A 22,973-nucleotide genomic window follows, 5' to 3' on the forward strand; every position below is an offset into this window, starting at 1 on the left:
GTGTTCGCTCGATCGTTCCTTTCCCCGAAGGAGCGGGGAGAAGCCCAGGATAAGGGGCCAGGCACCTAGGTGCGGCATCGGTGGAGCTATCTGACGCCCACCATCCCCTCGCCGCGCCGCCCAGCCTCCCCAAAAAACTCCTCCGGCCCGTCAACTTCGACCAGTCGCCTCTTCTCGATCAGCCAGAAGCGATTGCCTATGGCGCCCACGAAACTGCGGTCGTGAGACACAAGCAGACAACTTGCCTCCCGCGCCATCAACTCACCTTCCAGCGCCTCCTGCCCATCGATATCAAGGTGATTGGTCGGTTCGTCTAGCAGATAGAAGTTGGGGTTGGTCAATCGCAGCACCAGCATGGACAATCTCGCCTTCTGGCCGCCCGAAAGCCTGCCGATAGCGCGCCCCTGCATGTCGATGCCCATGCCGGCGCCGGCGAGCAGGGTGCGCGCCCGTTGTTCGCCCAGCTCGAACAGCCGCGTGATCAAGCCGAGCGGGGTATCGTCAGGGCGGAGATGGGAGAGCGCCTGGTCGCTATAGCCGAGCGTCAGCGATGGCGTCGCCTTGATCGCCGCTACACCAGTCTGACCGACTATGGCATTGCGGATCATTTCAACAAGACGGGTCTTACCCGCACCATTGTGACCAAGTAGGACGATGCGGTCGCTCTGGCAAATCCAGCGTTTGCCGGTCTTGAACAACAGCGTACCGTCAGGTGTTTCGACGGAAGCGTCGTCCAGCGTCACCAATATCCTGGCCTGAATGCCGCGATTGGCGAGCTTGATTGCGCCTGATGACCGCTCCTGATGACCGGGCCGGGCCGTATCCTCAAAACGCTCGGCGCGCGCCTTGAGCTGCTTCGTCTTCACTGTCAGCAAGTCGCTGCCGGAATTGATGCCGAGGTTGTTGAGCTTGGCCGCCTGCTTGCGCAGTTGCTGGGACGTTTTCATATCCTTCTGGAAACGCCGCTCGTCGGAAGCGTCGGCCTCGTCCAACGCTGCCCGCGCCCGGCTATATGGCAGAGAATAGGCCAGCGATAGCTCCTGTCGCAGGAAAAGAGTGCGGTTGCAGACGGCATCGAGAAAGGAGCGGTCGTGGCTGGATATCAGCACGGGCACGTCACGCGGCAGAGCGTTCAACCAATCCTCCAGCAGGGCGATCTTGGCGAGATCGAGATGGTTGGTCGGCTCGTCCAGCAGCAGCAGGTCGGGTTCGGTCACCCAGACTCGGGCAAGCATGGCAAGCCGCTGCCAGCCACCGCTGAGTTCGGCAAGCGCCCTCTCACGCATGGCCTGCGGCACGTCGAGCGAATCCAGCGTGACGTCGACGCGCCAGCCCTCGCTCTCAGCCTGCTCCTCCGGCAGAGCGCGCAAAACCGCATCGTAAAAGGATACAGCAGCCAGATTGGCGGGCACATTTTGTTCGACATAGCCGACCTGCAGCCCGCGCGAGCGAGTGATGTCGCCGACCGTCGGCTCCAGCCTGCCGGCGATGCAATTGAGCAGAGTGGATTTCCCTCGGCCATTTGCGGCAACGATGCCAACGCGGTCGCCGGCGCCAACGGTGAAATTGAGATTGGAAATAAGCGGCACACCCAGGGTGACGCCAAAATTGCGGAGATTGATCAGAGTCATGGTCTTTTCCGGTCTGATCCGAGCACAGCCGCGACGCTCCATCGCTGTGGTTATCGGCGGAAACTCGGTTGAGTGTCATCACGCAGCCGCGCGAACATGCGCGCTGCATTACCCATAGGGGCAGACCAGAAAGACGGTGAATGAGAAGCGGTCTCTGATCAGCCCTGCAAACGCATTTGCAGGGCTTGGTTCGGGCCGAACTGGCGATTGCGCCAGACAAACGTGCTCATCTTCGGCCCTCCTTTCTCGATAGGTTGCAGAGTCTTGATAGCATTGAACGCTGAAGGAGACAATGTTTGAACGCTTAAGGGCAACAGTACGGCAAATGCGAGGTCTATCTCGCCCGCCAAGGGCGAGATAGACCGTTCAAAGACTAAAAAGAAAAAAGGGTGATGCCGAAGCACCGCCCCCTATTTGCTGCAGAGGATGACATCGCTCAGAACTTCTGCGTCAGTGTCAGCTTGAAGGTCCGGCCCGGCTCCGAATAGAATTCGTGCGGTTGCGTCAGGCTGGTCGAGGCGACGTTGAGTGCGTCGTAATAGGTCTTGTTGAAGATGTTGTAGACCCCTGCCCGCAGCGACAAGCCCTTCACCTGCTCCGGCTCCCACCATGCCGTCAGATCGAAGATGCCATAGCCCGGCGTGCGGAAGCTGTCGCCATCCTTCTTCGGCTCGCTGGTGGCGGTGATGAAGGTCAGATCCGTACCCCAGATCTCGGTGGCATAGCCGACGGTGAAGGCCGCCTTTGCGGGAGCGACGGAGTCGAGCCACTCGCCGGTATCGGAGTCCTTGCCGTTAGCGTAGGCGAGCGCACCCTTGATGTGGATGCCGTTGTCGAACTTCTTGTGCGCATTGACCTCGACACCGAAGATACGGACGTTGTCGCGATTGAAGTATTCCGTGATGCCGAGCGGATAAGTGCCTGTCGGATCAACAGACCTTTCGCTGTCGATGAAGTTCTTGTACTTGTTGTAGAACCCGCCGATATGGCCACCGAAATCATCATCACCGAGGTTCGCGCCGATTTCGACGCCGTTGCTGGTTTCCGGCTTCAGGTTGGGATTGCCATAGCTGACGTAGCCGCCGGGAACGCCGTAGTTCAGATAAAGCTCACTGACATCAGGCGCGCGGAAGCCCATGGCCCACTGGGCATAAAGCTCAACATTGTTCTGCGGCTGGTACGCCGCGCGCAGCTTTGGCGAGAAACGGGTATCAGACTGTCCGGACGGTAGGCCCGAATAGTTGGCGCTATCGCGATAGGCGTCGGTATTCTTTGGCGAGTAGTCATACCAATCGAAGCGCAGGCCCGGCGTCAGCGAGAAGCTGCTGGAGCCGATCTCGATCTTGTCGTCGATGAAGGCGCCGACGCGCTTACCGTCGACATCGGGCATATCCGACTGATTGGTATGCAGGAACGCGCAAGAAGCGGCCCAGCGGGGAAGATCGCAGCTATCGCCGCCGGCCGAATATTGATGCGTATTGGCGAAGGCGACATCGAGGCCGAAGGTGACGTTGTGATGCAGGTTGCCCGTGTCGAAGGACTTCGACGCATTGCCGTTGAAGCCGATGCTGCGGTCCTCGACCTCGTTGCGGCGCCAATAATCGCCGATAACGGAGGTATAGCGATAACCCTCGGCGCCGTTTTCGCGCAGAAGGTTCTGCCAATAGAAGACCGCATTGGCGGTATCGATCAGCGAGTCGGCGCTGTCGGCGTCATATTTATAGTCGAGCGATACGCGGTTGCGCTCGATACCGTCAGTTTCATCGTAGTTACCCGGGCGGAAATTGCCCGTCGGGCTCTGCTTGCTGCGCCAATCGGTGTCCGTGTCCTTGCTGAAGTGCTCCGCCGTGACGCCGAAGGTACCAACATCGGTGTACTGGCGGATCTTGAAGAGACCGTTGCGCTGGTTGTAGTCGGCCGGATCGGCCTCGGTGCGCTTGGTGGAGTAGCCGCCAACGTCACCGTTGTTTTGCAGCTCATGTCCGTGCGTGTATCCGCCCTCGAAAAGAACGGCGGTGTTGTCGATGCGCTTGGCGACGGCGGCTGAGCCATCGATACTGCGGTCGTCGCCATTGTAGCCGAACTTGAAGACGCCGCCCCAGGTCGAACCAGGCGCGATCAGGTCTTCCGGCTCCAGCGTGCGCAGGACGAAAGCGCCGCCGAGAGCACCGGAACCGGCACGGCTGGAATCGGAGCCGCGGACGACATCGACCGTCGAAAGCGTGTTGAAGTCGAAGCTGTTGATGCCGCCGTCCGCCTCGCGAGCGCCGTCAAGCAGGAACGGGATCTTGATGCCGTCGATCGTCGTCAGCACGCGATCGTCTTGGAGACCGCGAATATTGACGCTGCCGCTGGTGCGATCGAAGCCGACGCCGACTTCAGTGCTGCGGCCAAGGTCCTCGATACGGGTGATCTGATTGTCGTCGATCTCCTTAGCCGTCGTCTCCGTGGCCGTCGGCGAGTCGGCAAGTACATCCTTCGATGCCTTTCCCTTGACGACAATGGGTTTCAGCTCCGTTACGCGGTCGCTCTTCGGCGCCGCTTTGTCTGCGGTCGCATCATTCTGATTTGTCGTCTGCGCGTAAGACGCCGTGCCAAGCCCGAGGGCCAGAAACGCAGTGCACGCCAAGAGAACCGAGCGGGATCGCCGGACAACCATAACCATTCCTTTCGAATTGCTTCACCGGGCTGGCTGGTTGGTGCCTTCTGACGCACGCAAGGGGCTGGCTGGGTTCATTCCGTTGAACGAAGCGGAGCAATTTCCGCCTTCTTTCTGCCCGATAAAAAACATGACTATTATTGTCAATATATCTAACCGCGATAATCATGAATAAAATTATCATGTTTAAAGGCGGATCGATAAAGTTGCTGAATTGCAACGAAATCGCTGCATCGAGCGTTCTCCCGGCGTTGCTATTAGAAATGGGTGAAATACTTGATGCTTTTCCGGATCATCTCCGTCACCACCGCCGTCGCCATGTTGACGGCAGCATCCCTCCCCGAAACCGGCCCGATGCCACAGCCCAAGCCAGATGGCGAGCAAAGTCAACCGCTCGACGAACTGCCGATACCGACACCGAAACCAACCGTTCCGGAGGCCCAACCAACCATTCCGGAGACCGAACCGCCCGCCGGGGAAATGCAGGGACCGCCCAGGCCGCCACTGACCGTTGCAACGGAATCGGACGAAGATCATCAAGCTTGCATTGGAAAGCTGAGCGCCATGGGCGCGGTGTTCAAGGACATTCCCCGCATCGATGACGGCAACGGCTGCGGCATCGACAAGCCGATTGCTCTTTCCGAACCTCTGCCCGGCATCAAATTGAAACCGGAGGGCACGATGCGATGCGAGGCCGCTCTAGCACTTGCCCACTGGATGAAGGAAAGCGTTATACCCGCCGCTGAGACGGCGCTGAAAGACAATGGTCAGATCACCGCGATCAACCAAGCCTCCACCTATGTCTGCCGCCTCCGCAACAACGCCGCCACCGGTAAGATCTCGGAACATGCCCGCGGCAATGCCGTGGACATCGCCAGCTTCACCTTTGAAAATGGCAAGACCGTCGCCATCGAGCCCCGCCACGAAGACCCGACGCTAACAGGCGCATTCCAGCGCACGGCCAGCGCCTCCGCCTGCCTCTATTTCACAACCGTTCTCGACCCGGATAGCGACGCCGCGCACGAGACGCATTTCCATTTGGACGTGCTGAAGAGGAACGGCGAGTTCAGATATTGCCATTGAACATTAGGCCTCAGCTTGCTTATGAGAACTGCAGCTCACAATTGCGTGAGCGTTAATCCTCTGTACCTCCTGTAGTAACCATGATGGCCGAAAAGCGTTGCATCACCGGGCTTTTCGCGAAAACTGCGCTCATTGCGAAAGTGGAGGTCCCGAATGAGGGGCCGCAATTGCTATGACCGAAAATATTGCATTGCCGCTTTGCCGGCACAGTCTCGAAAGACCTGATGCGTTGGCGCTCTCCGTCAATGGAAGAGAGCTCAGCTATCGTGAGCTTGCGACCCTGTCGCGCCGTATTGCCAGTTGTCTGCAGACGGTGGCAAGAACCCGGCGTGTCGGCATTCTTGCTACCCGCAGCCTTGCCGCCTGCGCCGGAATTCTCGGCACCGCATGGTCCGGCAGCACCTATGTTCCGCTCAATCCTAGGCTTCCCCAGGCGCGGCTCGTTGATCTCTTTTCGACGCTGGATCTCGATGCACTGATCGTCGATGCCCGCGGCGCAGCGCTTCTGACGCCGGAGGTACTGGCCGCGGCACCCCGCACCGTCCTTGCCGGCGATGAGGGCATTCCTTCGGCGGATGGCACCAATATCAGATCGTTCTCGATGCTGGATGATCCAGGGCCTGACAAACCCGCTGATATCGCCGAGGATCATCTCGCCTATATCGAATTCACCTCCGGAACGACCGGCACTCCCAAAGGCGTCATGGTGCCGGTGAGTGCGGTCAACCATTACCTCAAGGTCATGCAGAATTGGTTCGGCCTCACACCGGACGACCGGGCGGCGGAAACCTGTGACATCACCTTCGACCTCTCCGTCCACAACATGTTCCTGACGTGGCATGCCGGTGCTTCCCTGCATGTGATGAACCCTCTGCAGATGGTTGCCCCCGCCCGCTTCATTCGCGATCGAGCGATCACGAGCTGGCTTTCCGTACCATCGATCATCGCCATGATGCGGCAGAACCGGACGCTGGAGGCCGATACGTTGCCGAGCCTGCGCCTATCCTTCTTCTGTGGCGAGCCGCTGCCGGCGGGCGCGGCCCGCGCCTGGGCGAAAGCGGCGCCGAATAGCCGGATAGAAAACATTTACGGCCCGACCGAGGCGACGATCGCCTGCCTGCGGCAACCGGTCATCGAACCCATCGCCATAACGCCGAACCGCGAGATCGTAGCAATCGGCAGGGCTTATCCACGCATGGCGGCACGAATCGTCGATATGGGATTGCGACCCCTGCCGTCGGGCACGCCCGGCGAGATTGCCCTTTCCGGCGCGCAACTGGCCAAAGGCTATTTCGGTCAGCCGGAACTTACGGCTGAACGTTTTCCTCTTATCGACGGCGAGCGCTGGTATCTGACCGGCGATCTCGGCGTCGAGGACGAGGACGGCACTCTTCACCACCTCGGGCGCCTGGACAATCAGGTCAAGGTTCTCGGCAATCGCGTCGAACTGGAAGAGATCGAAATGCATCTGCGCGCAACATCCAAGTCTGACCATGTTGCTGCCGTCGCCTGGCCGCTGGCGGATGGTTCCGCGAAAGGCATCGTCGGGTTTGTGTCGGGCGCGGCACTCGATGCAGCCACCATCAAGGAGGAGCTTCGCAAGCGGCTGCCCTCCTATATGGTTCCAAGCGTCGTCCATCGGGTCGGTGATCTCCCTCTAAACGGCAACGGCAAGGTGGATCGCAAAGCGCTCGTGACACGCCTCGACGCCGGAACCGTTGCTGTCACGGAGAAGGCTCTATGACCGACAGCATCCTTTCCGGCGCCGTCGCCCGCCCCTCCCAGATAACCAAATTGCTCGCCTGGCGTCGCGCGTGGCTGCAGATGGATAAGAACCCGGATATGATCCGCTTCGCCGGCACGCTTCGCGGCTCTGTGGTCATCCACGCTGCCTTCTTCGCCGTCCTCCTTCTCGCCGGTCTCGACATCGGTTTCGGCACGGCCGCGATAGCGATTGCCGGACTGATCGGTTGTGCCCTTCTTCCATCGAAGCGCACTCTGGTCATCGCAGCCTCCACCTTGTTGTTCCTGATCATCCGGCCATTTCACGCCTTTGAATTGGCTGAAATCCCGCCTGCCATCATCGAACGTCTTGGCCTAACCGGCACCAGCCCGAAAATCCTGGCCTGGGCCGCGACCGCTTTGTTCATGATCGCCGCATGGATCGCCCTTTATTTGCAGGGCCGCTACCGCGAGACGCTCGCGGCGAAGCGCCCGCTGTTGTCCATGGTCGTCCTCTTCTGGCTGCTTGTGCTTATCGCCGTTTCCAACACGCTGCCGGCGCTGCCGCTGGCGTTCCTCTGGACCTTCCTGGCCGCGTTCGCTTCCGGATTCTGGTTTCTCGCCTATGCGCTGGCAGATCAGAAAGCGAAGGACCCGACACGCAACGGCATTCGCCTCGGCCTGTTTCACCCCTTCTGGGAGGGGCCGCCATTGCCGACGGGCAAAGGCGCGGCCTATCTGAAGAAGTTCGAGGCCAAGGATGAAACCAGCCTTGCCGTCACTCGGCTGAAAGCGCTGAAGCTCCTTGTCTGGGGCGTGCTGCTCACCGCCCTGTACCTCGCGCTGACGAAGCTGATCAATGGCTATGCCGGCTTGCCGACCCTGCATCGCGCCATGGAATTATATGCAGCCGGCACGCCGGTTCCCGCTTACGAAGCCTGGGCGGCGTTGGCCGTCCATTATCTGCTCGATATCGCTTTCATTGCCGGCTGGAGCCATGTTGTGGTGGCGATCGTGCGCATGGCGGGCTACGCCATTCCTCGCAATACCGCCCGCCCCCTTTCGTCCCGCACGCTCGCCGAATTCTGGAACCGTTATTACTTCTACTTCAAGGAACTGCTGGTCGATTTCTTCTTCTTTCCGGCTTTCCTGCGCTACTTCAAGAAGCAACCCAAGCTGCGAGTGGCCTTCGCGACGCTCTGTGCCGCGTCCTTCGGCAATGTGCTTTTCCACTTTACCTGGAACCTCAATCTGACGCTCGATTATGGCTTGCTCGGCGCCATGCAGCATTTCGAAAGCTATGCGGTTTATTCGCTGCTGCTTGCCGGCGGATTGATCATCTCGCAGTTGAGAGGCCGCAAACCAAAGCCGGAAGACGGCTTCCTGCGCTATGAGGTCTTGCCGCGCATCGGTGTCGGCCTGTTCTTCTGTCTCATCGCTGTCTTCAACGAGACGCCGGAGCTCTTCACGATGCACGATCGCATCGCCTTCTTTTTCAGCCTGTTTGGAGTGATGTGATGACCATCATGGTGATCGACAAATTGCGCGCCACCGTCGGCAACCTGCTTGCCGCCCGCGGCGACCGCAACCCATTTTCCGAAACCGAACCTCTCTTCACAACCGGTCGCCTCGATTCGCTGGCCGCAACGGAACTGATCGTCGCGCTTGAACAGGATTACGGCCTCGATCTGGCGACCGCTGATTTCGATATTTCTGCGCTCGATACGCTGCGCGATCTTTCAAAGCTGGTGGCGGCCCTACATTCGTAGATCAGCGCAGTCCTTGGGAAACTTTGACCATCGCGGCAAGCCAGCTGCACCAGAATCAGAACTTAAAACAATCCCTCGATGTATCCATGATCATTGAGGAAAATCCGTTCTGCCGCCGGTGATTTCGGCAGGCCCGGCATGGTCATGATCTCGCCGGTGATGGCAACGACGAAGCCGGCCCCGGCGGACAGACGCACTTCGCGAACAGGCACGATATGCCCTTCCGGCGCGCCGCGGACATTCGGGTCCGTCGAGAAGGAATATTGCGTCTTCGCCATGCAGACCGGCAGATGGCCGTAACCCTGATCCTCCCAGGAACGCAACTGGTCGCGCACGGCCTTGTCGGCAGTCACCTCGCCGGCGTGATAGATCTTTGAAGCGACGATCTCGATCTTTTCGAGCAAGGAGAGATTGTCGGGATAGAGCGGCTGGAACTTCGCTTGGTTGGATTCGGCAAGCTCAACCACCTTATAGGCAAGCTCTTCGATCCCCGCAGACCCCTCGGCCCAATGGCGACAAAGGATCGCCTCGGCGCCGAGCCGCGCCACATAATCCTTCAGCGCCTCGATCTCCGCATCCGTATCAGAGATGAAGTGATTGATCGCAACGACGACGGGCACGCCGAATTTGCGGACATTGGCGACATGCCGGCCAAGATTCGCGCAGCCCTTCACCAGGGCTGCGACATTCTCCTGGCCGAGATCGTCCCTCTTGATGCCGCCATTCATTTTCAGCGCCCGCACCGTCGCGACGATGACGGCCGCAGCCGGCGAAAGCCCGGCCTTGCGGCACTTGATGTCGAAGAATTTTTCCGCGCCGAGATCGGCGCCAAAGCCCGCTTCCGTCACAACGTAGTCGCCGAGCTTCAGCGCCGTGCGCGTGGCGATCACCGAATTGCATCCATGGGCGATGTTGGCGAAGGGGCCGCCATGCACTAAGGCCGGATTGTTCTCCAGCGTCTGTACCAGATTCGGCTGCATCGCATCCTTGAGCAGCACCGCCATGGCGCCGTCAGCTTTGAGATCGCGGGCATAAACAGGCGTGCGGTCGCGACGATAGCCGATGATGATGTCGCCAAGCCGCTTTTCCAGGTCCTTCAGATCAGAAGCCAGGCAGAGGATCGCCATGACTTCAGAGGCGACTGTGATGTCGAAACCGCCCTCACGCGGAAAACCGTTGGCCACCCCGCCGAGCGAGGCGACGATATCGCGCAGCGCTCGGTCGTTCATGTCCATGGCGCGCCGCCAGGTGATACGGCGGACATCGATATTCTGCTCGTTGCCCCAATAGATGTGATTGTCGATTAATGCCGCTAATAGATTGTGCGCCGACGTAACGGCGTGGAAATCGCCGGTGAAATGCAGATTGATGTCTTCCATCGGAATGACCTGCGCATAACCGCCGCCCGCCGCCCCACCCTTGACGCCAAAGCAGGGTCCAAGCGAAGCCTCACGCACGCAGACAATCGCCCTCTTGCCGATGCGGTTCAGCCCGTCGCCAAGCCCGACGGTCGTGGTCGTCTTCCCTTCACCGGCCGGCGTCGGATTGATGGCAGTGACCAGGATCAGCTTGCCGTCCTTCTTATCTTTCTGCGCGGCAATGAAATGAGCGCCGATTTTCGCCTTGTCATGCCCATAAGGCGCAAGATCTTCGGGCGGAATGCCGAGCTTGGCGCCGATCTCGACGATCGGCAATTTCTTCGCGGCACGCGCGATTTCTATATCGGATTTCACCGCTGCCATAAGACCCGTTCCCGCCCTGAACATGGACACATTCCTCCTGCCGGGATAGCTCAATAAATATCCACTGTGAATAGCTTCAGATTGCGGTCCTCCATGAAACTGTTCTGTCTTGCCGCAAGGCGGACGCGCACTTATTTTCGCGGAGTAGCTGCAGGATGAACGGAAAAGGATCAGACATGAAGTCCCTGGAATTGCTGGTCGAGCGCATTATTCTCTCCAGCCGCTGGATTCTGGTCGTCTTCTATCTCGGCCTGGCCGCCGCACTCGCAGTCTATGCCGTCTCGTTCGGCTACAAATTCCTGAAGGTCGTCGCAGGCGTCTTCCAATACGAGGAAGCGGACATGATTCTCGCCATCCTCGGCCTCATCGATGCCGCACTGGTGGCCAGCCTTATCGTCATGGTGATGATTTCAGGTTACGAAAATTTTGTCAGCCGCTTCGACCAGGCCGATGACGAAGTCTCCTTTCTCGGCAAGCTCGATTCCGGCAGCCTGAAGATCAAGGTCGCCGCCTCCATCGTCGCCATTTCGTCGATCCATCTGCTGCAGGTCTTCCTCAACGCCACTCAGTACGAGAACAGCAAGCTGATGTGGCTGACCATCATGCACCTGACCTTCGTCGTGTCCGCGCTCCTGCTCGGCTATCTGGAAAGCATCATCATGTCCAAAGCCAAAAGCAAAGACACCTGAGGCCCGAAAGCACAGCTATTCGCCGACGGCCGCCGGCGCATCGGGCGTCGGTGCAACGGAGGCCGGCGCAGCAGAGACCGATGGCGGCTCGGCGCACTCGGCAATCGATTGTTTGTCCTTACAATCCCTTGCGGCAACGAGTTGGTCGGCAGCGGCAAGCTCAGTCGTCAATTTCAGCTTCAGCGCATCCATCTGCGCAATAAGATGGATCGAGGTCGGCTGGGTGCCGAGCATCAGATCGACAAGTGATTTGTCGATGCCCATCTCCTTCAGGAAGCTGACCAGCCTCGCCTTCTGTTGCTTATCAAGTTTGGTCGTGTCGTGCTTACCGACGAATTTGCGGCCGATCTCGCGCTTGGAGAGGATCTTTCGCCTGCCATCCACCGTCTCATATTCGGTGCGATACTGAACACGCACTTCACTGTAGGTCGTGGTGATTTGATGCACGCCGAGGAGCGCGAAGGGGCTGGAAACGCGCTCGACGCCGCCGGCAAAAAACAGCGGGCAGGCCGAAAAACAGATGGCGCCGAATGAATAGGCATCGCCCTTGATGGAGCCGTCCTTTGCGCGGGCAGCCGAACAGATCGGCTCGGCATAGGAACATTCACGCGAGCGCGTCCTGCCGACCGCAATCGCAAGTTTCTGCTTGCGAATGGCATAGGCCATCTCCATTGCCGCGCGGACATCACCGCCCGGCGAGCTGACGATGATCGGCAATTTCCTGTTGCCGAGGCGTTTTAGCAGCTTTTGCAACTTCTTCGGCGAATCCGCCATGATCTGCCCTTCGGCCGAGATCCAGTCCGGGCAGCTGTTGTCGCCACGGCACCAAGCCATGTCACCATGCACCAACAGGAATTCCATGGGCTGACCGACGGCAGAACCGGCAGCCTCAGCGGACGTGAAGGAAAGCAACAGAAGAAGAACTGTCGTCAGGAACCACAAGGTCCGTTGGCAACACCGCGCGACACGCTGCGGAAAGAAACGAAAGGTCATGCAATAAAGGCCTGGAAGCGATTGCTGTGGCTAGACCGATAGCAATCACTTTTGACCTTCGCAAGGCGCGCGCTTCGATGGTCGTTCGTCAACCGTCACCCATGGCGATCAGGCTGGCATTGCCGCCGGCGGCCGCCGTATTCACCGAGATCATCTGCTCGGGCGCAAATCGCTGCAAATAGGCGGGCCTGCCGGCCTTGAACACTGTGCCGGAAAGCCCCGAGCCGCCGAAAGGCTGCGTTCCGACCACGGCGCCGATCATATTGCGGTTGACATAAACGTTACCGGTGTCGAGCGCCTCAGTGATGGTCTTGATCGTCGTCTCAATGCGACTATGGACGCCAAGCGTCAGGCCGTAGCCGGAAGCGGCGATATCGGCCAGTACCCGAGGCAGCTCCTTCGCCTTCCATTTGACGACATGCAGGACGGGACCGAAGACTTCCTTGGTCAGTGCCGCCGGCTTGTCGAGTTCGACGATGTGCGGCGCAAAGAAACTGCCTCCATCGGGCGCCTTGCCGGCGTATCGCACCTTCTGGGTCTTCTCCATACCGCTGATATGGGCTTCCAGCATCGCCTTCTGCTTTTCGTCGATGATCGGACCGACATCGGTATCGGGCGTACGCGAGACGCACACATATGCCGTAATGGAGGAAGTCAAGGGAACAACATTTCTGCCCGTTTAGGTCACATTTCGGAAAAGTAATACAAATCAGAACTTTACCATATTAAAACATATGAAAATGGAATTATTTCTGATTAGTGTCGCAAATTTGTCTCTAGCATTCGCCCGCAAATCCGGTATTTGATAGCCATAACACGCTATGGGCGCTTACATCCAAATGTCCTTTATCATTACCGCTGAGAGACAACTGTTGCTTTCCGCCGAGTTGGCCACCGCCCGGACACAAACGGCTTTTGCGCAGGCTTTGGAGCGTACGAGTTCCGCTTTTGGCTTCAGCCACGCGGCCCTCATGAGCGCTCCGGTTGCAGAAGATTCCCTACTGACGCCGCTGGTCATCGAAGGCTCGATACCCTCTCAGTTTCTGCGTGATTTCGACCGTTATCAGTTGCTCCGCCGTTGCCCCATGCTGATGCGTGTGCGGGACTCGGTGATGCCGCGTCCGTGGCATCTGTTGGAAAAAGCTGCCGCCCACGACATCGAGCCGCCCCGCGAGCTGCGCACGCTCTTAATCAACCATAATTGCCCCATGGGCGTTGTCATTCCCGTCAATTCCTCGGACGGACAGCGCCTCGTCTTCTGGTTCATGGGTAACCGTAACAGCCTTGGCCAGAGCGAGCTCAACGAGCTCACCATGATCATGCTGCAGGGTCTCGACACCTACAACTGCATCAGGCGCAACGACGGTTCCGTCCCGCATATGCTTTCAGCCCGCGAACTCGAAGTGGTTCGCTGGACGGCGCAAGGCAAGACCTCGGTCGAAATCGGCCAGATCCTGTCCCTCTCCGATCATACGGTGAACGCCTATATGACCAACGCGATCAGGAAGCTTGATTGCGTTAATCGGACACAGTTGGTCGCCAAAGCCATCCGCTTGAAACTGATCAGTTAATCGTTTTAGCAGGCGCAAAATCGTCACTTCGGCGGTCTCGCGTCGACCTCCGCAACAGCTGCATTCGCCTGGCTCATGGTGTCGCCTGACGATCGGCCCGCCCTTTAGCGGCCACCGAGAACAGTGCGCATTTCTACCAGATTCGAGCGCACGCGCAGAATATAGAAGCCCATCGTTGCGAGATGGCTCGGCATGATCCAACCGTCCTCACGCCCGTTCGAGATGATAAACGGCTGGATCCGCAAGGCGGCCTGCAACTGCCTCATGGTGCTGGTCCAGAGCGTGCCGAGATTGCGCTCCGCTATGACTTGCTGGAAATCGGCGCCCACGGCGCTCAGGATGCCGTAATAGCCGTAGAGTTGGCCATAGGCGAACCAGAAACGATCGTCGGCGCGCATGTCGAACCAGCCGTAATTGTGGTTTTCCGATCGCTCCGCCAGAATATCCGACGTGCTGCCGAGATCGTTGGCGACACGATCGATGAATTGCAGAAGATTGTCGGCGCGGCTGTCGAAGACGGCATTACAGGTGCCGAGATCGGCGTTGAACTTGCGCAGGCTGCCGATTGCGGCGCGATAATAGCTCGGCGTCGGCGTCTTCGGACCAAAGGGTCGCATGCCGAAATACCAGCTCGTTTCGTCGAATTGCAGATTGCCGCGGGCGCTCTGCAGGTCGCTGTTGATGCCGGATGTGCCGCGCACGCGGCCGAGTGTATCGACCAACTCCACTGCCGTGCGCCGCACCGCCTGGTTTACGCCGCGCTGAAAAGCCGCCTTGTTGTCGAGGAACGGCGTGTCGTCCCAGCTCATGCCGAAGAATCCGAGCTTGAAGAGCAGCATCGAGGAGATCCAGGCATTCTGGTTGACATTGAAATCGATAAGGTCGGCGGTGACATCGACGATCCCCGAGGTCTGGCAGGTTTTCGGCGCATTCGCAGCTGCCTGCTGACCATCCGCTGCCGGCAGTTGCTGCCCTGCCCCTACCTTACGATCTGCAAACTTGTAGACATCGGGATAATTGGCGTCGAAGCCACTCCAGACCTGCGTCTGCCAGATAAAATAGACGTAGAGCGTCGCGATCAGTGCCAGGAAAGCGGCAATCGGCAACTTGATCAGCCAATTGCGCTGACGGTACCAGCCATGGGCGGCAAGAAATGGCCACACGATCCAAACGACGAGAAGCCCAAAACCGCGCGCAATGGCACGGCCGATCCGCTTGAAGAACGCAGTGATCGAATCGAGCATGAACCTCTCCTTTGCTGCGCCACGCGTCCTTCGGACGAGCAATGGGCGCAGTACACCTTCAATCCACATAGAGTCGGAAAACCGATCGGGATTTTCGAACTATATGCAGCCTATGGCTATTCTCGCTCCAGCAGATATGTGTTCCCGGAGGAGACAGCAACCGGCTGTTGTCATTTTTCAACCTGGGACGACGATCAGCTCTCCGGCTCGATCTCTGCCGGCGGCTCGATCATGGTCGCTGGCGCAGGCGGCGGACGCGGGTCCAGCCGCCGTGTAAAGATATCGTCGGCGCGAGCCTTGCGCGCTGCGAGATCGTGCCCTGCAAGCACATTCTCCTCGAAGGTCGCGATCAGAGCTGCGACCAGCTCTGGTCTTTCGGTGGAGGGCAGAGCCGGTACGACTTCCGACGTCACGGCCTTCAGCAAAGCAATCCGCTGCTCGATATCGACAGTCAGCTTGCCCGTCATCGCGTTGACAGCCGCGATTTCCGCGTTCAGGACGTCAGCCAGTTCCTCATAGATATCAATGAGCCGCTGTAGCGCGGCTCGCCCCGGCTGCAAAGTCCGCTCCTGCTCACGGAGAGCACCTTGTTCGGCAAGCAGCCTGTGATATTCGGTCTCCAATTCGGATCGGGAACCGGCATCATGAGCAGAAGGGATGCTACTGCGGCGGTCGGCAATTCTCGGAATTAAGGCATCGGTTTGGCGCTGCAGCTGCTCGATATCGAAATCAATGTGTCGTCGCCGCTCGATGATCCGCTCCAGATGCGACTCACAGTCGCGAAAGGATCGAACCAGCGCCGGCCGGGCGGTCTTGAACTGGGCGTCGAGGGAAGCTGAAGCCGCCAGCGCCGCCTCGAGATCGGCCGCGATCGACGCCGGCTTGGCATGGCCCATCCCGACCTTGCGCCCCGGTCCCCCGGAAGTGTCGATCCCGGCCTTTTCATCGAACAGCCGCCGGTGCTGTAAGTCTGCGCTTGCGGTAGCCAGATCGAGCTCTTTCACCAACGACAGGCTCCGGGCCTTCCAGCGGTCGAGCAACTCGATGGTCTCACGCACCAACGCCTCTTCAACCGGGAAATTGATGGTGTCGAGACGTCCGTCGCTCTTGGTGTGGCGACTGAGCCCGGCATTAGCCGCATCCATGCCTTTGATCGCGTTGTCGAGCGTCGCGCGCGCCTTGTCGATCTCGCCGCCGAAGGAGTGGACCTTGACCATGAAAGCATCTCTCAATTGCCGTCATTGGCGAGACTAACCGCTTAAACGCGCAAAGAAAATGCCTGAACGCATAAACCTGCCTTACGGCGCAACAGCCGGGCTCTTCAGATAGGCGATCAAATTGTCGAGATCCTTGTCACTCTTCAAACCGGGGAAAGTCATCTTCGTGCCTTTCACGAGGAATTGCGGACTGGGCAGGTATTTTCGCAGCAGCGCCTCGTCCCAGACTTTACCACCGGCGCCGAACGCTTTCATAGCGGGCGAATAATTGTAATCCGGGACGGAGGCCACTGGGCGACCGACCACACCCATCAGCGACGGGCCGACATGGTTTTCATGCGCGGTCGCCGTGTGGCAGACGGCGCATTTCTTGAAGACTGCCGCGCCCGCTACTGCGTCTCCGTCGGCAAGGGCGGCGGAGGCAGACAAAAGAACGGCAGCCGCGGCCGCCAGACAGCGCAATTTCATAGCTCCTCCCGATCGGACATCTCGAAGCGATCCCAATTGCCGCGACCATAGAGAAATTCACTGCCGCTTGCGGGATGACGCAATGCCGCGGGCACTTCACTCCCCGGCTATCGCCTCCTCCCAGTGACGGCGGCAGAGCGAGACATATTTGTCGCTGCCGCCGATCTCAATCTGTGCACCCTCGTGCACCACCCTGCCCTGTCCATCCAGGCGCACCAGCATCGTCGCCTTGCGGCCGCAATGGCAGATCGTCCGCACTTCACGCATCTCGTCGGCGATCGTCAGAAGTTCCTGCGAGCCCGGAAACAGCTTGCCTTGGAAATCGGTGCGCAGACCATAAGCCATGACGGGTACGCCAAGGCGGTCGACAATGTGGGCAAGCTGCCAGACCTGCTCGCGCGACAGAAATTGTGCCTCGTCGATGAAGACGCAGGCAAGCGGCTCCCCGACGTGCAGATTGTCCACCATCGCAAAGAGATCGTCCGACTCGTCGAAGGGAGTGGCGGCCATCTCCAGGCCAATGCGCGAGGCGATCTTTCCACGACCGGCACGATCATCGAGCGCGGCGATGAAGGCAACCGTCCGCATGCCGCGTTCCTGGTAGTTGTAAGCGGCCTGCAGCAGCATGGTCGATTTGCCGGCGTTCATCGTCGAATAGTGGAAGTAGAGCTTGGCCATGATATTCTCCTTGCGGGCTTCATGGGTGCTCCGTTGCCGGAAGGAAAGACGCCGTAGGCGAAAACCACAGGAATTGCGAGAGGCGGCGTGCGGGACAGAACGGCGGACACATTCGACCGGAAAATGCAGAAGTCGCATTCAGCCCCTGCAAACCGGCGCAAATACACTGAGGTCGCTTGAAAATGTCAGTTATTGGTGGTTGCTTGGGAACGCTAGACTGGGAGTTACACAATGATAAAAATGACTTTTACAGCATTTGCTTTCGCTTCAGCTCTCTCCGCGCTGACGCTCGGTGCAACCACCGTTTCCGCCGCTGAAGCGGCAAGCTGTGGCACCGTGCATTTCGCCGATGTGGGCTGGACCGATATTACCTCGACCACGGCGACGGCCTCTATCCTTCTGAAGGCCCTCGGCTACGACACCGACATCAAGGTGCTCGCTGTTCCGGTGACCTATCAGTCGCTGAAGAACAAGGACATCGACGTCTTCCTCGGCAACTGGATGCCCTCCATGGCCGAGAACATCAAGCCGTTTGCCGCAGACAAGTCTGTCGAAACGGTTCGCGCCAACCTGGAAGGTGCCAAGTACACACTGGCGACCAACGAAAAGGGAGCCGCGCTCGGCATCAAGGACTTCAAGGATATCGCCGCCCACAAGGACGATCTCGACGGCAAGATCTACGGCATCGAGCCGGGCAATGACGGCAACCGCCTGGTTATCGACATGGTCGACAAGAACACCTTCGGCCTGAAGGGCTTCGAAGTGGTCGAATCCTCCGAGCAGGGCATGCTCGCGCAGGTTTCGCGCGCCGATAAGGAAGGCAAGCCGATCATCTTCCTCGGCTGGGCCCCGCATCCCATGAACAACACCTACAAGATGACCTACCTTACCGGCGGTGACGACGTCTTCGGACCGAATTTCGGCGGCGCGACCGTCTACACCAACGTCCGGGCAGGCTACCTGCAGCAATGCCCGAATGTCGGCGCCTTCGTCAAAAACCTCGTCTTCTCGCTGCCGATGGAAAACGACATCATGGGCAAGATCCTGAACGACAGCAAGGATCCTGAAGTGGCTGCCACGGAATGGCTCAAAGCCAATCCGACGGCGATCACCCCCTGGCTCGCCGGCGTCACCACCAAAGACGGCGGCGACGGGCTCGCGGCGGTCAAGTCCAAACTCGGCCTGTAACATCCGGGGATAAGGGGCGGCTCAACCGCCCCTTTCTCTTGCCTGAACGAGAGACTGCTTCCCTCCTATCGCGCCGCAGATCGGGTAGCGACCCGCGTGGCGCCATAGGCCGTTATTCTCCGGCGGCCCCATCCGGAACCACTTGAGACGTCCGGAATCGCCGCCCCAATGGTGGGCAAAGACGTGAACTGGTTAACCGATTATCGCATCCCCATCGGTCCATGGGCCAAGGCCGTCGTGGATTGGCTGACGAGCAATGTCACATGGTTTTTCGACGGACTTTCCTTCGTCGTCGCCCATGTGATCACCGCGCTGCTATATGTGCTGCAGGCGCCGCATCCCTTGATCGTCGTCGTCGTTTTTGCGGCCATTGCCTACTGGCTGCGCCGGAGTATTCCTGTCACGGCTCTGACTTTGATCGGTCTGCTGATCACCATCAATCAGGGCTATTGGAAGGAAACGACCGAGACGCTGGCACTGGTGCTGGCCTCGACCTTCGTCAGCATGCTCGTCGGGGTTCCCCTCGGCATCGCTGCGGCCCGCCGCCCTTGGCTCTATGCCTTCATGCGGCCGGTTCTCGATCTGATGCAGACCATCCCAACCTTCGTCTATCTGGTGCCGGCGATGATCCTGCTTGGTCTCGGCATGGTGCCGGGGCTGGTCGCTACCGTCGTCTTCGCCATCCCCGCACCGATCCGCATGACCCGTCTTGGCATCATATCGACACCGCCATCTCTCGTCGAAGCAGCCGAGTCCTTCGGCGCAACGCAGCGGCAGGTGCTGCGCAAGGTCGAGCTCCCCTTCGCGACGCCGCAGATCATGGCCGGCCTGACCCAGACGATCATGCTCTCGCTCTCCATGGTGTCCATCGCTGCGCTCGTCGGCGCGCCTGGCCTCGGCGTGCCGGTGCTGCGCGCCTTGAACAACGTCAACGTTGCCAAGAGCTTCGATTCCGGCGCGTGCATTGTCATCCTGGCAATCATTCTCGACCGCATGTTCCGTGCCCCCGGCGAAGGAGAAAATTCATGACCACCGCCGTCGGCTTCAAAAATGTCAGCATCATCTTCGGCGACCGCCCCGAGGCAGCACTCAAGCTCGCCGACGCGGGCAAGTCCCGCGATGAGATCAGCAAGATGACCGGCCTGGTGCTCGGCGTCGCCAATGCCACCCTTGAGATCGAGGAAGGCGAAATCCTCGTGCTCATGGGCTTGTCCGGCTCCGGCAAGTCGACGCTGCTGCGTGCCGTCAACGGATTGGCGCCAGTGGTGCGCGGCGATGTCCTCGTCAACAGCAAAACCGGGCCGGTCAACCCCTATAGCTGCAGCCCCAAGGCGCTGCGAAACCTGCGCATGCACACCGTCTCCATGGTCTTCCAGCAGTTCGCACTGCTGCCCTGGCGCACCGTCGCCGACAATGTCGGCTTCGGATTGGAGCTTGCCGGCGTGACGGAAGCCGAGCGCAAGAAACGCGTCGACGAACAATTGCAACTCGTCAACCTGACGCAATGGGCCAACCGGAGGGTCAACGAACTCTCCGGCGGCATGCAGCAGCGCGTCGGTCTCGCCCGCGCCTTTGCCACGGGCGCACCGATCTTGCTCATGGACGAGCCGTTCTCGGCGCTCGATCCGCTGATCCGCACCCGCCTGCAGGATGAGCTTCTGGAATTCCAGCGCCGCCTGAAGCGGACGATCCTCTTCGTCAGCCACGATCTCGACGAGGCCTTCCGCATTGGCAACCGCATCGCCATCATGGAGAGCGGACGCATCATCCAGTGCGGCACACCGCAGGAAATCGTCAAAAATCCCGCCGATCAATATGTTGCCGACTTCGTGCAGCACATGAACCCGATCAGCATGCTGACCGCTCGCGACGTCATGCAGCGGGGCCTCGGCCACACCGCAACAGGCGGCTCGGTCACTGCGACAGCAACTGCCACGACGCCGCTCATCGATATTCTCGACGCACTGACACGTCAGCCGGGCAACATCGGCGTCGTCGACAACGGCGCGATTATCGGGACGATTTCCGCGCAGGATGTCGTGGCCGGCCTCACCAGCCACCGGCGGAAGGAATAGATTTCAAAGCCCCTCCACCTCCAAGAGGGGCTTGATAAATTCCTTCGCGAGCGCATGGAACGGCAACAATACACCCTATAAGAACTTGGGAACGGATGGCTCATGCAAGTCCCGGCCATCCCCTCCTTCACCGCATATTTCGGTGCAATGCCAGGTATCCCTAAGCTTATTGCGTGCTCGCGAGATATTTGCGAAAAAATGCAAGTACTTCAGCATCAAATTCCTTGTGAAACGCCGTTCGGTCGAAGCCCGGTCCGTCGGTGCAGACTTCGGGCGCGATCTTTGTCAATTCCGCCGGACAAGGGGCGAGAAAGGCGAAATGCTGGGAATTGGGCACCACGTGAAAATCCGGTTTTGACGGCAACTGGTTGGCTACGCCCAAGACGCTCTCCGGCGTCACGCCGCCGCCGCCCTGTTCGGAGGCCCATAGCTGCACTGGCACCGTTACCTTTTTGAAACTCTCCTCCGTGAAGAAGATGCTGAGCGGGTCGGCGATCACTGCAGCCTTGATGCGTGGGTCGTGGGCGAGTTCAGGGAGCTCTCCTTTGTGAACCTGATCGCAGGGCGCGCTGTCCTTGCCTTCACATAGCCTCAAGCGCTTGCCGAAAAACGGGTTGGCGCCTATAGCGACGAGACCGGTGTAGCCCCCGCGTGAAAAGCCGAAAATGCCGATGCGGGCGGCATCGACGCTTGCGGAATCAGGCCATGGGCCGAGCACGAAGTCGATCGCCCGCCTGATGTCCGCTGGGCGATCCACAAAGACCGAGAATTCGTCGGTACGGCTCTTGTCCATCGCATTGTCGCCGGGATGGTTGATGGCGACGACGATGAAGCCGGCATTCGCCAAGATCTCAGCCGTATCATGATGATCGAAGAAGGCGCCGCCCCTGCCATGCGAGATGATGACAAGCGGCAGTCTCTTGCCCGTAATCGGGCAATCCTTGGCGACGGACATGATGAAGGGGCCAAGTTTCACTTCGTTTGCCGACTGAGCGCACGGATACCAGACCGCCCCTTCCAGTGGCTGAAGTGGCCCGCTGCCCGGCACCTCGATGAATTGGAAGCCGGCTGCATGCGCCAGTGAGGCCGCAAGACAAAGGAAAGCGGCAAGGATGAAGCTCAGGCGGGTCATTGTCATAGCTCCTTTAACGAGAAGTAATCGTCGGCAGGGTCGGTCCGCTCATGAAAATGCAGCCTAGCGGTGGATGATCGTGACAGCATCAGGAGTGCCTGAGACCCACGCCGGATGCAGACTAACTACTACCTTGCATAAACAGGTAGCTTGTTATATTCAGATTGTAAACCGGGGCTCGCCATGACCGACTCGATCCAAGTCCAATTGCGAAAAGGCGCTCTTGATCTATGCGTCCTAGCCGTGCTGTCGCGAGGCGAAAGCTATGGCTACGAAATCGCCAGCACGTTGGTCGCCGCCGTCGGCATGGGGGAAGGTACGATCTATCCTCTGATGCGGCGGATGCAGAATGACGGCCTCGTCGCCACGCGCATCGTCGAGTCAAGCAACGGGCCGCCCCGCAAATATTATCGGCTCACGCCGTTGGGCCGGACGATTTTCGAAGCTCATCGTCGCGACTGGCGCTCCTTCACGGGCGCAGTCGATAAACTTCTTGAGGATTTGCCATGACCAGGGACGCCTTCTTGCGCACGCTGAGACTGGGGCTCGCCGGTCTGCCGCCTAAAGAGATCGAGGATATCGTTGACGACTATTCCGCTCATTTCGCCGAATCCGATGCCTCCGGCCGCAGCGAGACGGAGGTCGCGGCGGCGTTGGGCGACCCGGCCAGGATTGCCCGGGAGTTACGGGCCGAGGCCGGACTACGCCGATTTGAAGCCCACTGGAGCGTCTCGAACATGTTGGCGGCCGCGCTGGCCTTGGCTGGCCTCGCCATTGTCGACATCTTTTTCCTCTTGCCGCTGCTCATTGTCACGATCTTCGTTGTGCTCGGCCTTGCCATCGCGCTACTGGCCATCGGCGCGATAGGCCTCAAGATCATTCTCACCACGCTGCTGTTTGACCTTGGCGGCGCGGTCACGGCGACTTTGAGCCGCGTCTTCATCGGCGCCGGGCTGATGAGTTGCCTTCTCGGCGGTGGCGCCTTGCTGCTGCTGGGGATGGGCGCGGGCATACGCATATTCGGACACTATGCCCGCTTGCATTACCGCCTGGCTCAATCGGACCACGACCGCGTTTGAGCGTTGCATCACACCGATCTGAAGGAAACCGGA

Annotated in this window: 20 protein-coding genes and 1 pseudogene; 11 read left to right on the forward strand and 10 right to left on the reverse strand. The window is 59.4% G+C overall.

The features are described from left to right. Nucleotides 1-86: 86 nt before the first annotated feature. Both CCGE525_RS14160 and CCGE525_RS14165 read right to left on the reverse strand, forming a co-directional pair. Complete coding sequence (locus CCGE525_RS14160; RefSeq protein WP_120704828.1) at nt 87-1,631, reverse strand: ABC-F family ATP-binding cassette domain-containing protein; 1,545 nt, start codon at nt 1,629-1,631, stop codon at nt 87-89. 436 nt (nt 1,632-2,067) lie between these two features. Continuing rightward, on the reverse strand, nt 2,068-4,290 hold the full coding sequence (locus CCGE525_RS14165; protein WP_120704829.1) for a TonB-dependent hemoglobin/transferrin/lactoferrin family receptor: 2,223 nt from the start codon (nt 4,288-4,290) through the stop codon (nt 2,068-2,070). 279 nt (nt 4,291-4,569) lie between these two features. Between CCGE525_RS14165 and CCGE525_RS14170 the strand changes: the two genes are divergently transcribed. The 4 genes from CCGE525_RS14170 (at nt 4,570) to CCGE525_RS14185 (ending at nt 8,864) form a co-directional block, all read left to right on the forward strand. Further along, nucleotides 4,570-5,373, forward strand: a complete 804-nt coding sequence (locus CCGE525_RS14170) for an extensin-like domain-containing protein (RefSeq protein ID WP_120704830.1) — start codon at nt 4,570-4,572, stop codon at nt 5,371-5,373. 172 nt (nt 5,374-5,545) lie between these two features. Then, nucleotides 5,546-7,117 (forward strand): amino acid adenylation domain-containing protein, encoded by a 1,572-nt coding sequence (locus CCGE525_RS14175; RefSeq protein ID WP_120704831.1) that lies wholly within the window; start codon nt 5,546-5,548, stop codon nt 7,115-7,117. Continuing rightward, entirely contained in the window at nt 7,114-8,613 is a 1,500-nt protein-coding gene (locus CCGE525_RS14180; protein ID WP_120704832.1) for a hypothetical protein, read from the forward strand. The genes CCGE525_RS14175 and CCGE525_RS14180 overlap by 4 nt, the downstream gene beginning before the upstream one ends. Continuing rightward, nucleotides 8,613-8,864, forward strand: coding sequence for an acyl carrier protein (locus CCGE525_RS14185; RefSeq protein ID WP_120704833.1), 252 nt, complete (start codon nt 8,613-8,615; stop codon nt 8,862-8,864). The genes CCGE525_RS14180 and CCGE525_RS14185 overlap by 1 nt, the downstream gene beginning before the upstream one ends. Before the next feature lie 62 nt (nt 8,865-8,926). Here CCGE525_RS14185 and CCGE525_RS14190 read toward each other — a convergent pair whose 3' ends face one another. Further along, nucleotides 8,927-10,606, reverse strand: coding sequence for a formate--tetrahydrofolate ligase (locus CCGE525_RS14190; protein ID WP_120704834.1), 1,680 nt, complete (start codon nt 10,604-10,606; stop codon nt 8,927-8,929). 176 nt (nt 10,607-10,782) lie between these two features. Between CCGE525_RS14190 and CCGE525_RS14195 the strand changes: the two genes are divergently transcribed. After that, a complete protein-coding gene (locus CCGE525_RS14195; protein ID WP_120704835.1) occupies nt 10,783-11,295 on the forward strand; it encodes a TIGR00645 family protein in 513 nt (170 codons plus the stop codon). Between the two features lie 15 nt (nt 11,296-11,310). Here CCGE525_RS14195 and CCGE525_RS14200 read toward each other — a convergent pair whose 3' ends face one another. After that, nucleotides 11,311-12,288 carry a COG3904 family protein gene (locus CCGE525_RS14200; RefSeq protein ID WP_120704836.1) on the reverse strand — a complete coding sequence of 326 codons (978 nt, stop codon included), beginning with the start codon at nt 12,286-12,288 and terminating at the stop codon, nt 11,311-11,313. An 88-nt stretch (nt 12,289-12,376) separates the two neighbouring features. Further along, nucleotides 12,377-12,907 (reverse strand): annotated as a pseudogene (locus CCGE525_RS14205) (aldehyde dehydrogenase family protein); the annotation flags it as partial. A gap of 220 nt (nt 12,908-13,127) precedes the next feature. Between CCGE525_RS14205 and CCGE525_RS14210 the strand changes: the two are divergent. Further along, entirely contained in the window at nt 13,128-13,859 is a 732-nt protein-coding gene (locus tag CCGE525_RS14210; RefSeq protein WP_120706410.1) for a helix-turn-helix transcriptional regulator, read from the forward strand. 104 nt (nt 13,860-13,963) lie between these two features. Here the strand turns inward: CCGE525_RS14210 and CCGE525_RS14215 are convergent, their stop codons facing one another. The 4 genes from CCGE525_RS14215 to CCGE525_RS14230 form a co-directional block, all read right to left on the reverse strand. Further along, a complete protein-coding gene (locus tag CCGE525_RS14215) occupies nt 13,964-15,103 on the reverse strand; it encodes a DUF2333 family protein (protein WP_120704837.1) in 1,140 nt (379 codons plus the stop codon). 194 nt (nt 15,104-15,297) lie between these two features. After that, the gene (locus tag CCGE525_RS14220) at nt 15,298-16,320 is read right to left on the reverse strand and encodes a hypothetical protein (protein ID WP_120704838.1); all 1,023 of its coding nucleotides are present in this window, start codon (nt 16,318-16,320) and stop codon (nt 15,298-15,300) included. Between the two features lie 81 nt (nt 16,321-16,401). Beyond that, nucleotides 16,402-16,788, reverse strand: coding sequence for a c-type cytochrome (locus CCGE525_RS14225; RefSeq protein ID WP_120704839.1), 387 nt, complete (start codon nt 16,786-16,788; stop codon nt 16,402-16,404). 96 nt (nt 16,789-16,884) lie between these two features. Then, the gene (locus CCGE525_RS14230) at nt 16,885-17,466 is read right to left on the reverse strand and encodes a thymidine kinase (protein ID WP_120704840.1); all 582 of its coding nucleotides are present in this window, start codon (nt 17,464-17,466) and stop codon (nt 16,885-16,887) included. 231 nt (nt 17,467-17,697) lie between these two features. Here CCGE525_RS14230 and CCGE525_RS14235 point away from each other — a divergent pair, with 231 nt between their 5' ends. The 3 genes from CCGE525_RS14235 to choV all read left to right on the forward strand — a co-directional run bounded on the left by CCGE525_RS14235 (nt 17,698) and on the right by choV (nt 20,729). Then, nucleotides 17,698-18,654: a choline ABC transporter substrate-binding protein gene (locus CCGE525_RS14235; protein ID WP_120704841.1), complete on the forward strand. Its 957-nt coding sequence runs from the start codon at nt 17,698-17,700 to the stop codon at nt 18,652-18,654. A gap of 171 nt (nt 18,655-18,825) precedes the next feature. Continuing rightward, complete coding sequence (choW, locus tag CCGE525_RS14240; RefSeq protein WP_120706411.1) at nt 18,826-19,683, forward strand: choline ABC transporter permease subunit; 858 nt, start codon at nt 18,826-18,828, stop codon at nt 19,681-19,683. Further along, nucleotides 19,680-20,729, forward strand: coding sequence for a choline ABC transporter ATP-binding protein (choV, locus tag CCGE525_RS14245; protein ID WP_120704842.1), 1,050 nt, complete (start codon nt 19,680-19,682; stop codon nt 20,727-20,729). Before choW ends, choV begins: the two co-directional genes overlap by 4 nt. A 166-nt stretch (nt 20,730-20,895) precedes the next feature. Here choV and CCGE525_RS14250 read toward each other — a convergent pair whose 3' ends face one another. Beyond that, on the reverse strand, nt 20,896-21,861 hold the full coding sequence (locus CCGE525_RS14250) for an alpha/beta hydrolase family protein (protein ID WP_120704843.1): 966 nt from the start codon (nt 21,859-21,861) through the stop codon (nt 20,896-20,898). A gap of 183 nt (nt 21,862-22,044) precedes the next feature. On the opposite strand from CCGE525_RS14250, the gene CCGE525_RS14255 reads away from it, so the two are divergent. Both CCGE525_RS14255 and CCGE525_RS14260 read left to right on the forward strand, forming a co-directional pair. Further along, nucleotides 22,045-22,371, forward strand: coding sequence for a PadR family transcriptional regulator (locus CCGE525_RS14255; protein ID WP_120704844.1), 327 nt, complete (start codon nt 22,045-22,047; stop codon nt 22,369-22,371). Next, nucleotides 22,368-22,940 (forward strand): DUF1700 domain-containing protein, encoded by a 573-nt coding sequence (locus CCGE525_RS14260; protein WP_120704845.1) that lies wholly within the window; start codon nt 22,368-22,370, stop codon nt 22,938-22,940. Before CCGE525_RS14255 ends, CCGE525_RS14260 begins: the two co-directional genes overlap by 4 nt. The last annotated feature ends 33 nt before the right edge of the window (nt 22,941-22,973 follow it).

Origin of the sequence: Rhizobium jaguaris (genome assembly GCF_003627755.1) — a bacterium.
GTDB lineage: Bacteria > Pseudomonadota > Alphaproteobacteria > Rhizobiales > Rhizobiaceae > Rhizobium > Rhizobium jaguaris.

What these genes read in the sequence shown, in the direction of transcription:
- CCGE525_RS14195 (WP_120704835.1), top strand. Translation starts at nt 10,783, where the DNA reads ATGAAGTCCCTGGAATTGCTGGTCGAGCGCATTATTCTCTCCAGCCGC.
- choV (WP_120704842.1), top strand. Translation starts at nt 19,680, where the DNA reads ATGACCACCGCCGTCGGCTTCAAAAATGTCAGCATCATCTTCGGCGAC.
- CCGE525_RS14160 (WP_120704828.1), bottom strand. Translation starts at nt 1,631, where the DNA reads ATGACTCTGATCAATCTCCGCAATTTTGGCGTCACCCTGGGTGTGCCG.
- CCGE525_RS14260 (WP_120704845.1), top strand. Translation starts at nt 22,368, where the DNA reads ATGACCAGGGACGCCTTCTTGCGCACGCTGAGACTGGGGCTCGCCGGT.
- CCGE525_RS14200 (WP_120704836.1), bottom strand. Translation starts at nt 12,288, where the DNA reads ATGACCTTTCGTTTCTTTCCGCAGCGTGTCGCGCGGTGTTGCCAACGG.
- CCGE525_RS14170 (WP_120704830.1), top strand. Translation starts at nt 4,570, where the DNA reads ATGCTTTTCCGGATCATCTCCGTCACCACCGCCGTCGCCATGTTGACG.
- CCGE525_RS14230 (WP_120704840.1), bottom strand. Translation starts at nt 17,466, where the DNA reads ATGGCCAAGCTCTACTTCCACTATTCGACGATGAACGCCGGCAAATCG.
- CCGE525_RS14250 (WP_120704843.1), bottom strand. Translation starts at nt 21,861, where the DNA reads ATGACCCGCCTGAGCTTCATCCTTGCCGCTTTCCTTTGTCTTGCGGCC.
- CCGE525_RS14235 (WP_120704841.1), top strand. Translation starts at nt 17,698, where the DNA reads ATGATAAAAATGACTTTTACAGCATTTGCTTTCGCTTCAGCTCTCTCC.
- CCGE525_RS14185 (WP_120704833.1), top strand. Translation starts at nt 8,613, where the DNA reads ATGACCATCATGGTGATCGACAAATTGCGCGCCACCGTCGGCAACCTG.
- CCGE525_RS14255 (WP_120704844.1), top strand. Translation starts at nt 22,045, where the DNA reads ATGACCGACTCGATCCAAGTCCAATTGCGAAAAGGCGCTCTTGATCTA.
- CCGE525_RS14180 (WP_120704832.1), top strand. Translation starts at nt 7,114, where the DNA reads ATGACCGACAGCATCCTTTCCGGCGCCGTCGCCCGCCCCTCCCAGATA.
- CCGE525_RS14225 (WP_120704839.1), bottom strand. Translation starts at nt 16,788, where the DNA reads ATGAAATTGCGCTGTCTGGCGGCCGCGGCTGCCGTTCTTTTGTCTGCC.
- CCGE525_RS14190 (WP_120704834.1), bottom strand. Translation starts at nt 10,606, where the DNA reads ATGGCAGCGGTGAAATCCGATATAGAAATCGCGCGTGCCGCGAAGAAA.
- CCGE525_RS14210 (WP_120706410.1), top strand. Translation starts at nt 13,128, where the DNA reads ATGTCCTTTATCATTACCGCTGAGAGACAACTGTTGCTTTCCGCCGAG.
- CCGE525_RS14215 (WP_120704837.1), bottom strand. Translation starts at nt 15,103, where the DNA reads ATGCTCGATTCGATCACTGCGTTCTTCAAGCGGATCGGCCGTGCCATT.
- CCGE525_RS14165 (WP_120704829.1), bottom strand. Translation starts at nt 4,290, where the DNA reads ATGGTTGTCCGGCGATCCCGCTCGGTTCTCTTGGCGTGCACTGCGTTT.
- CCGE525_RS14175 (WP_120704831.1), top strand. Translation starts at nt 5,546, where the DNA reads ATGACCGAAAATATTGCATTGCCGCTTTGCCGGCACAGTCTCGAAAGA.
- CCGE525_RS14220 (WP_120704838.1), bottom strand. Translation starts at nt 16,320, where the DNA reads ATGGTCAAGGTCCACTCCTTCGGCGGCGAGATCGACAAGGCGCGCGCG.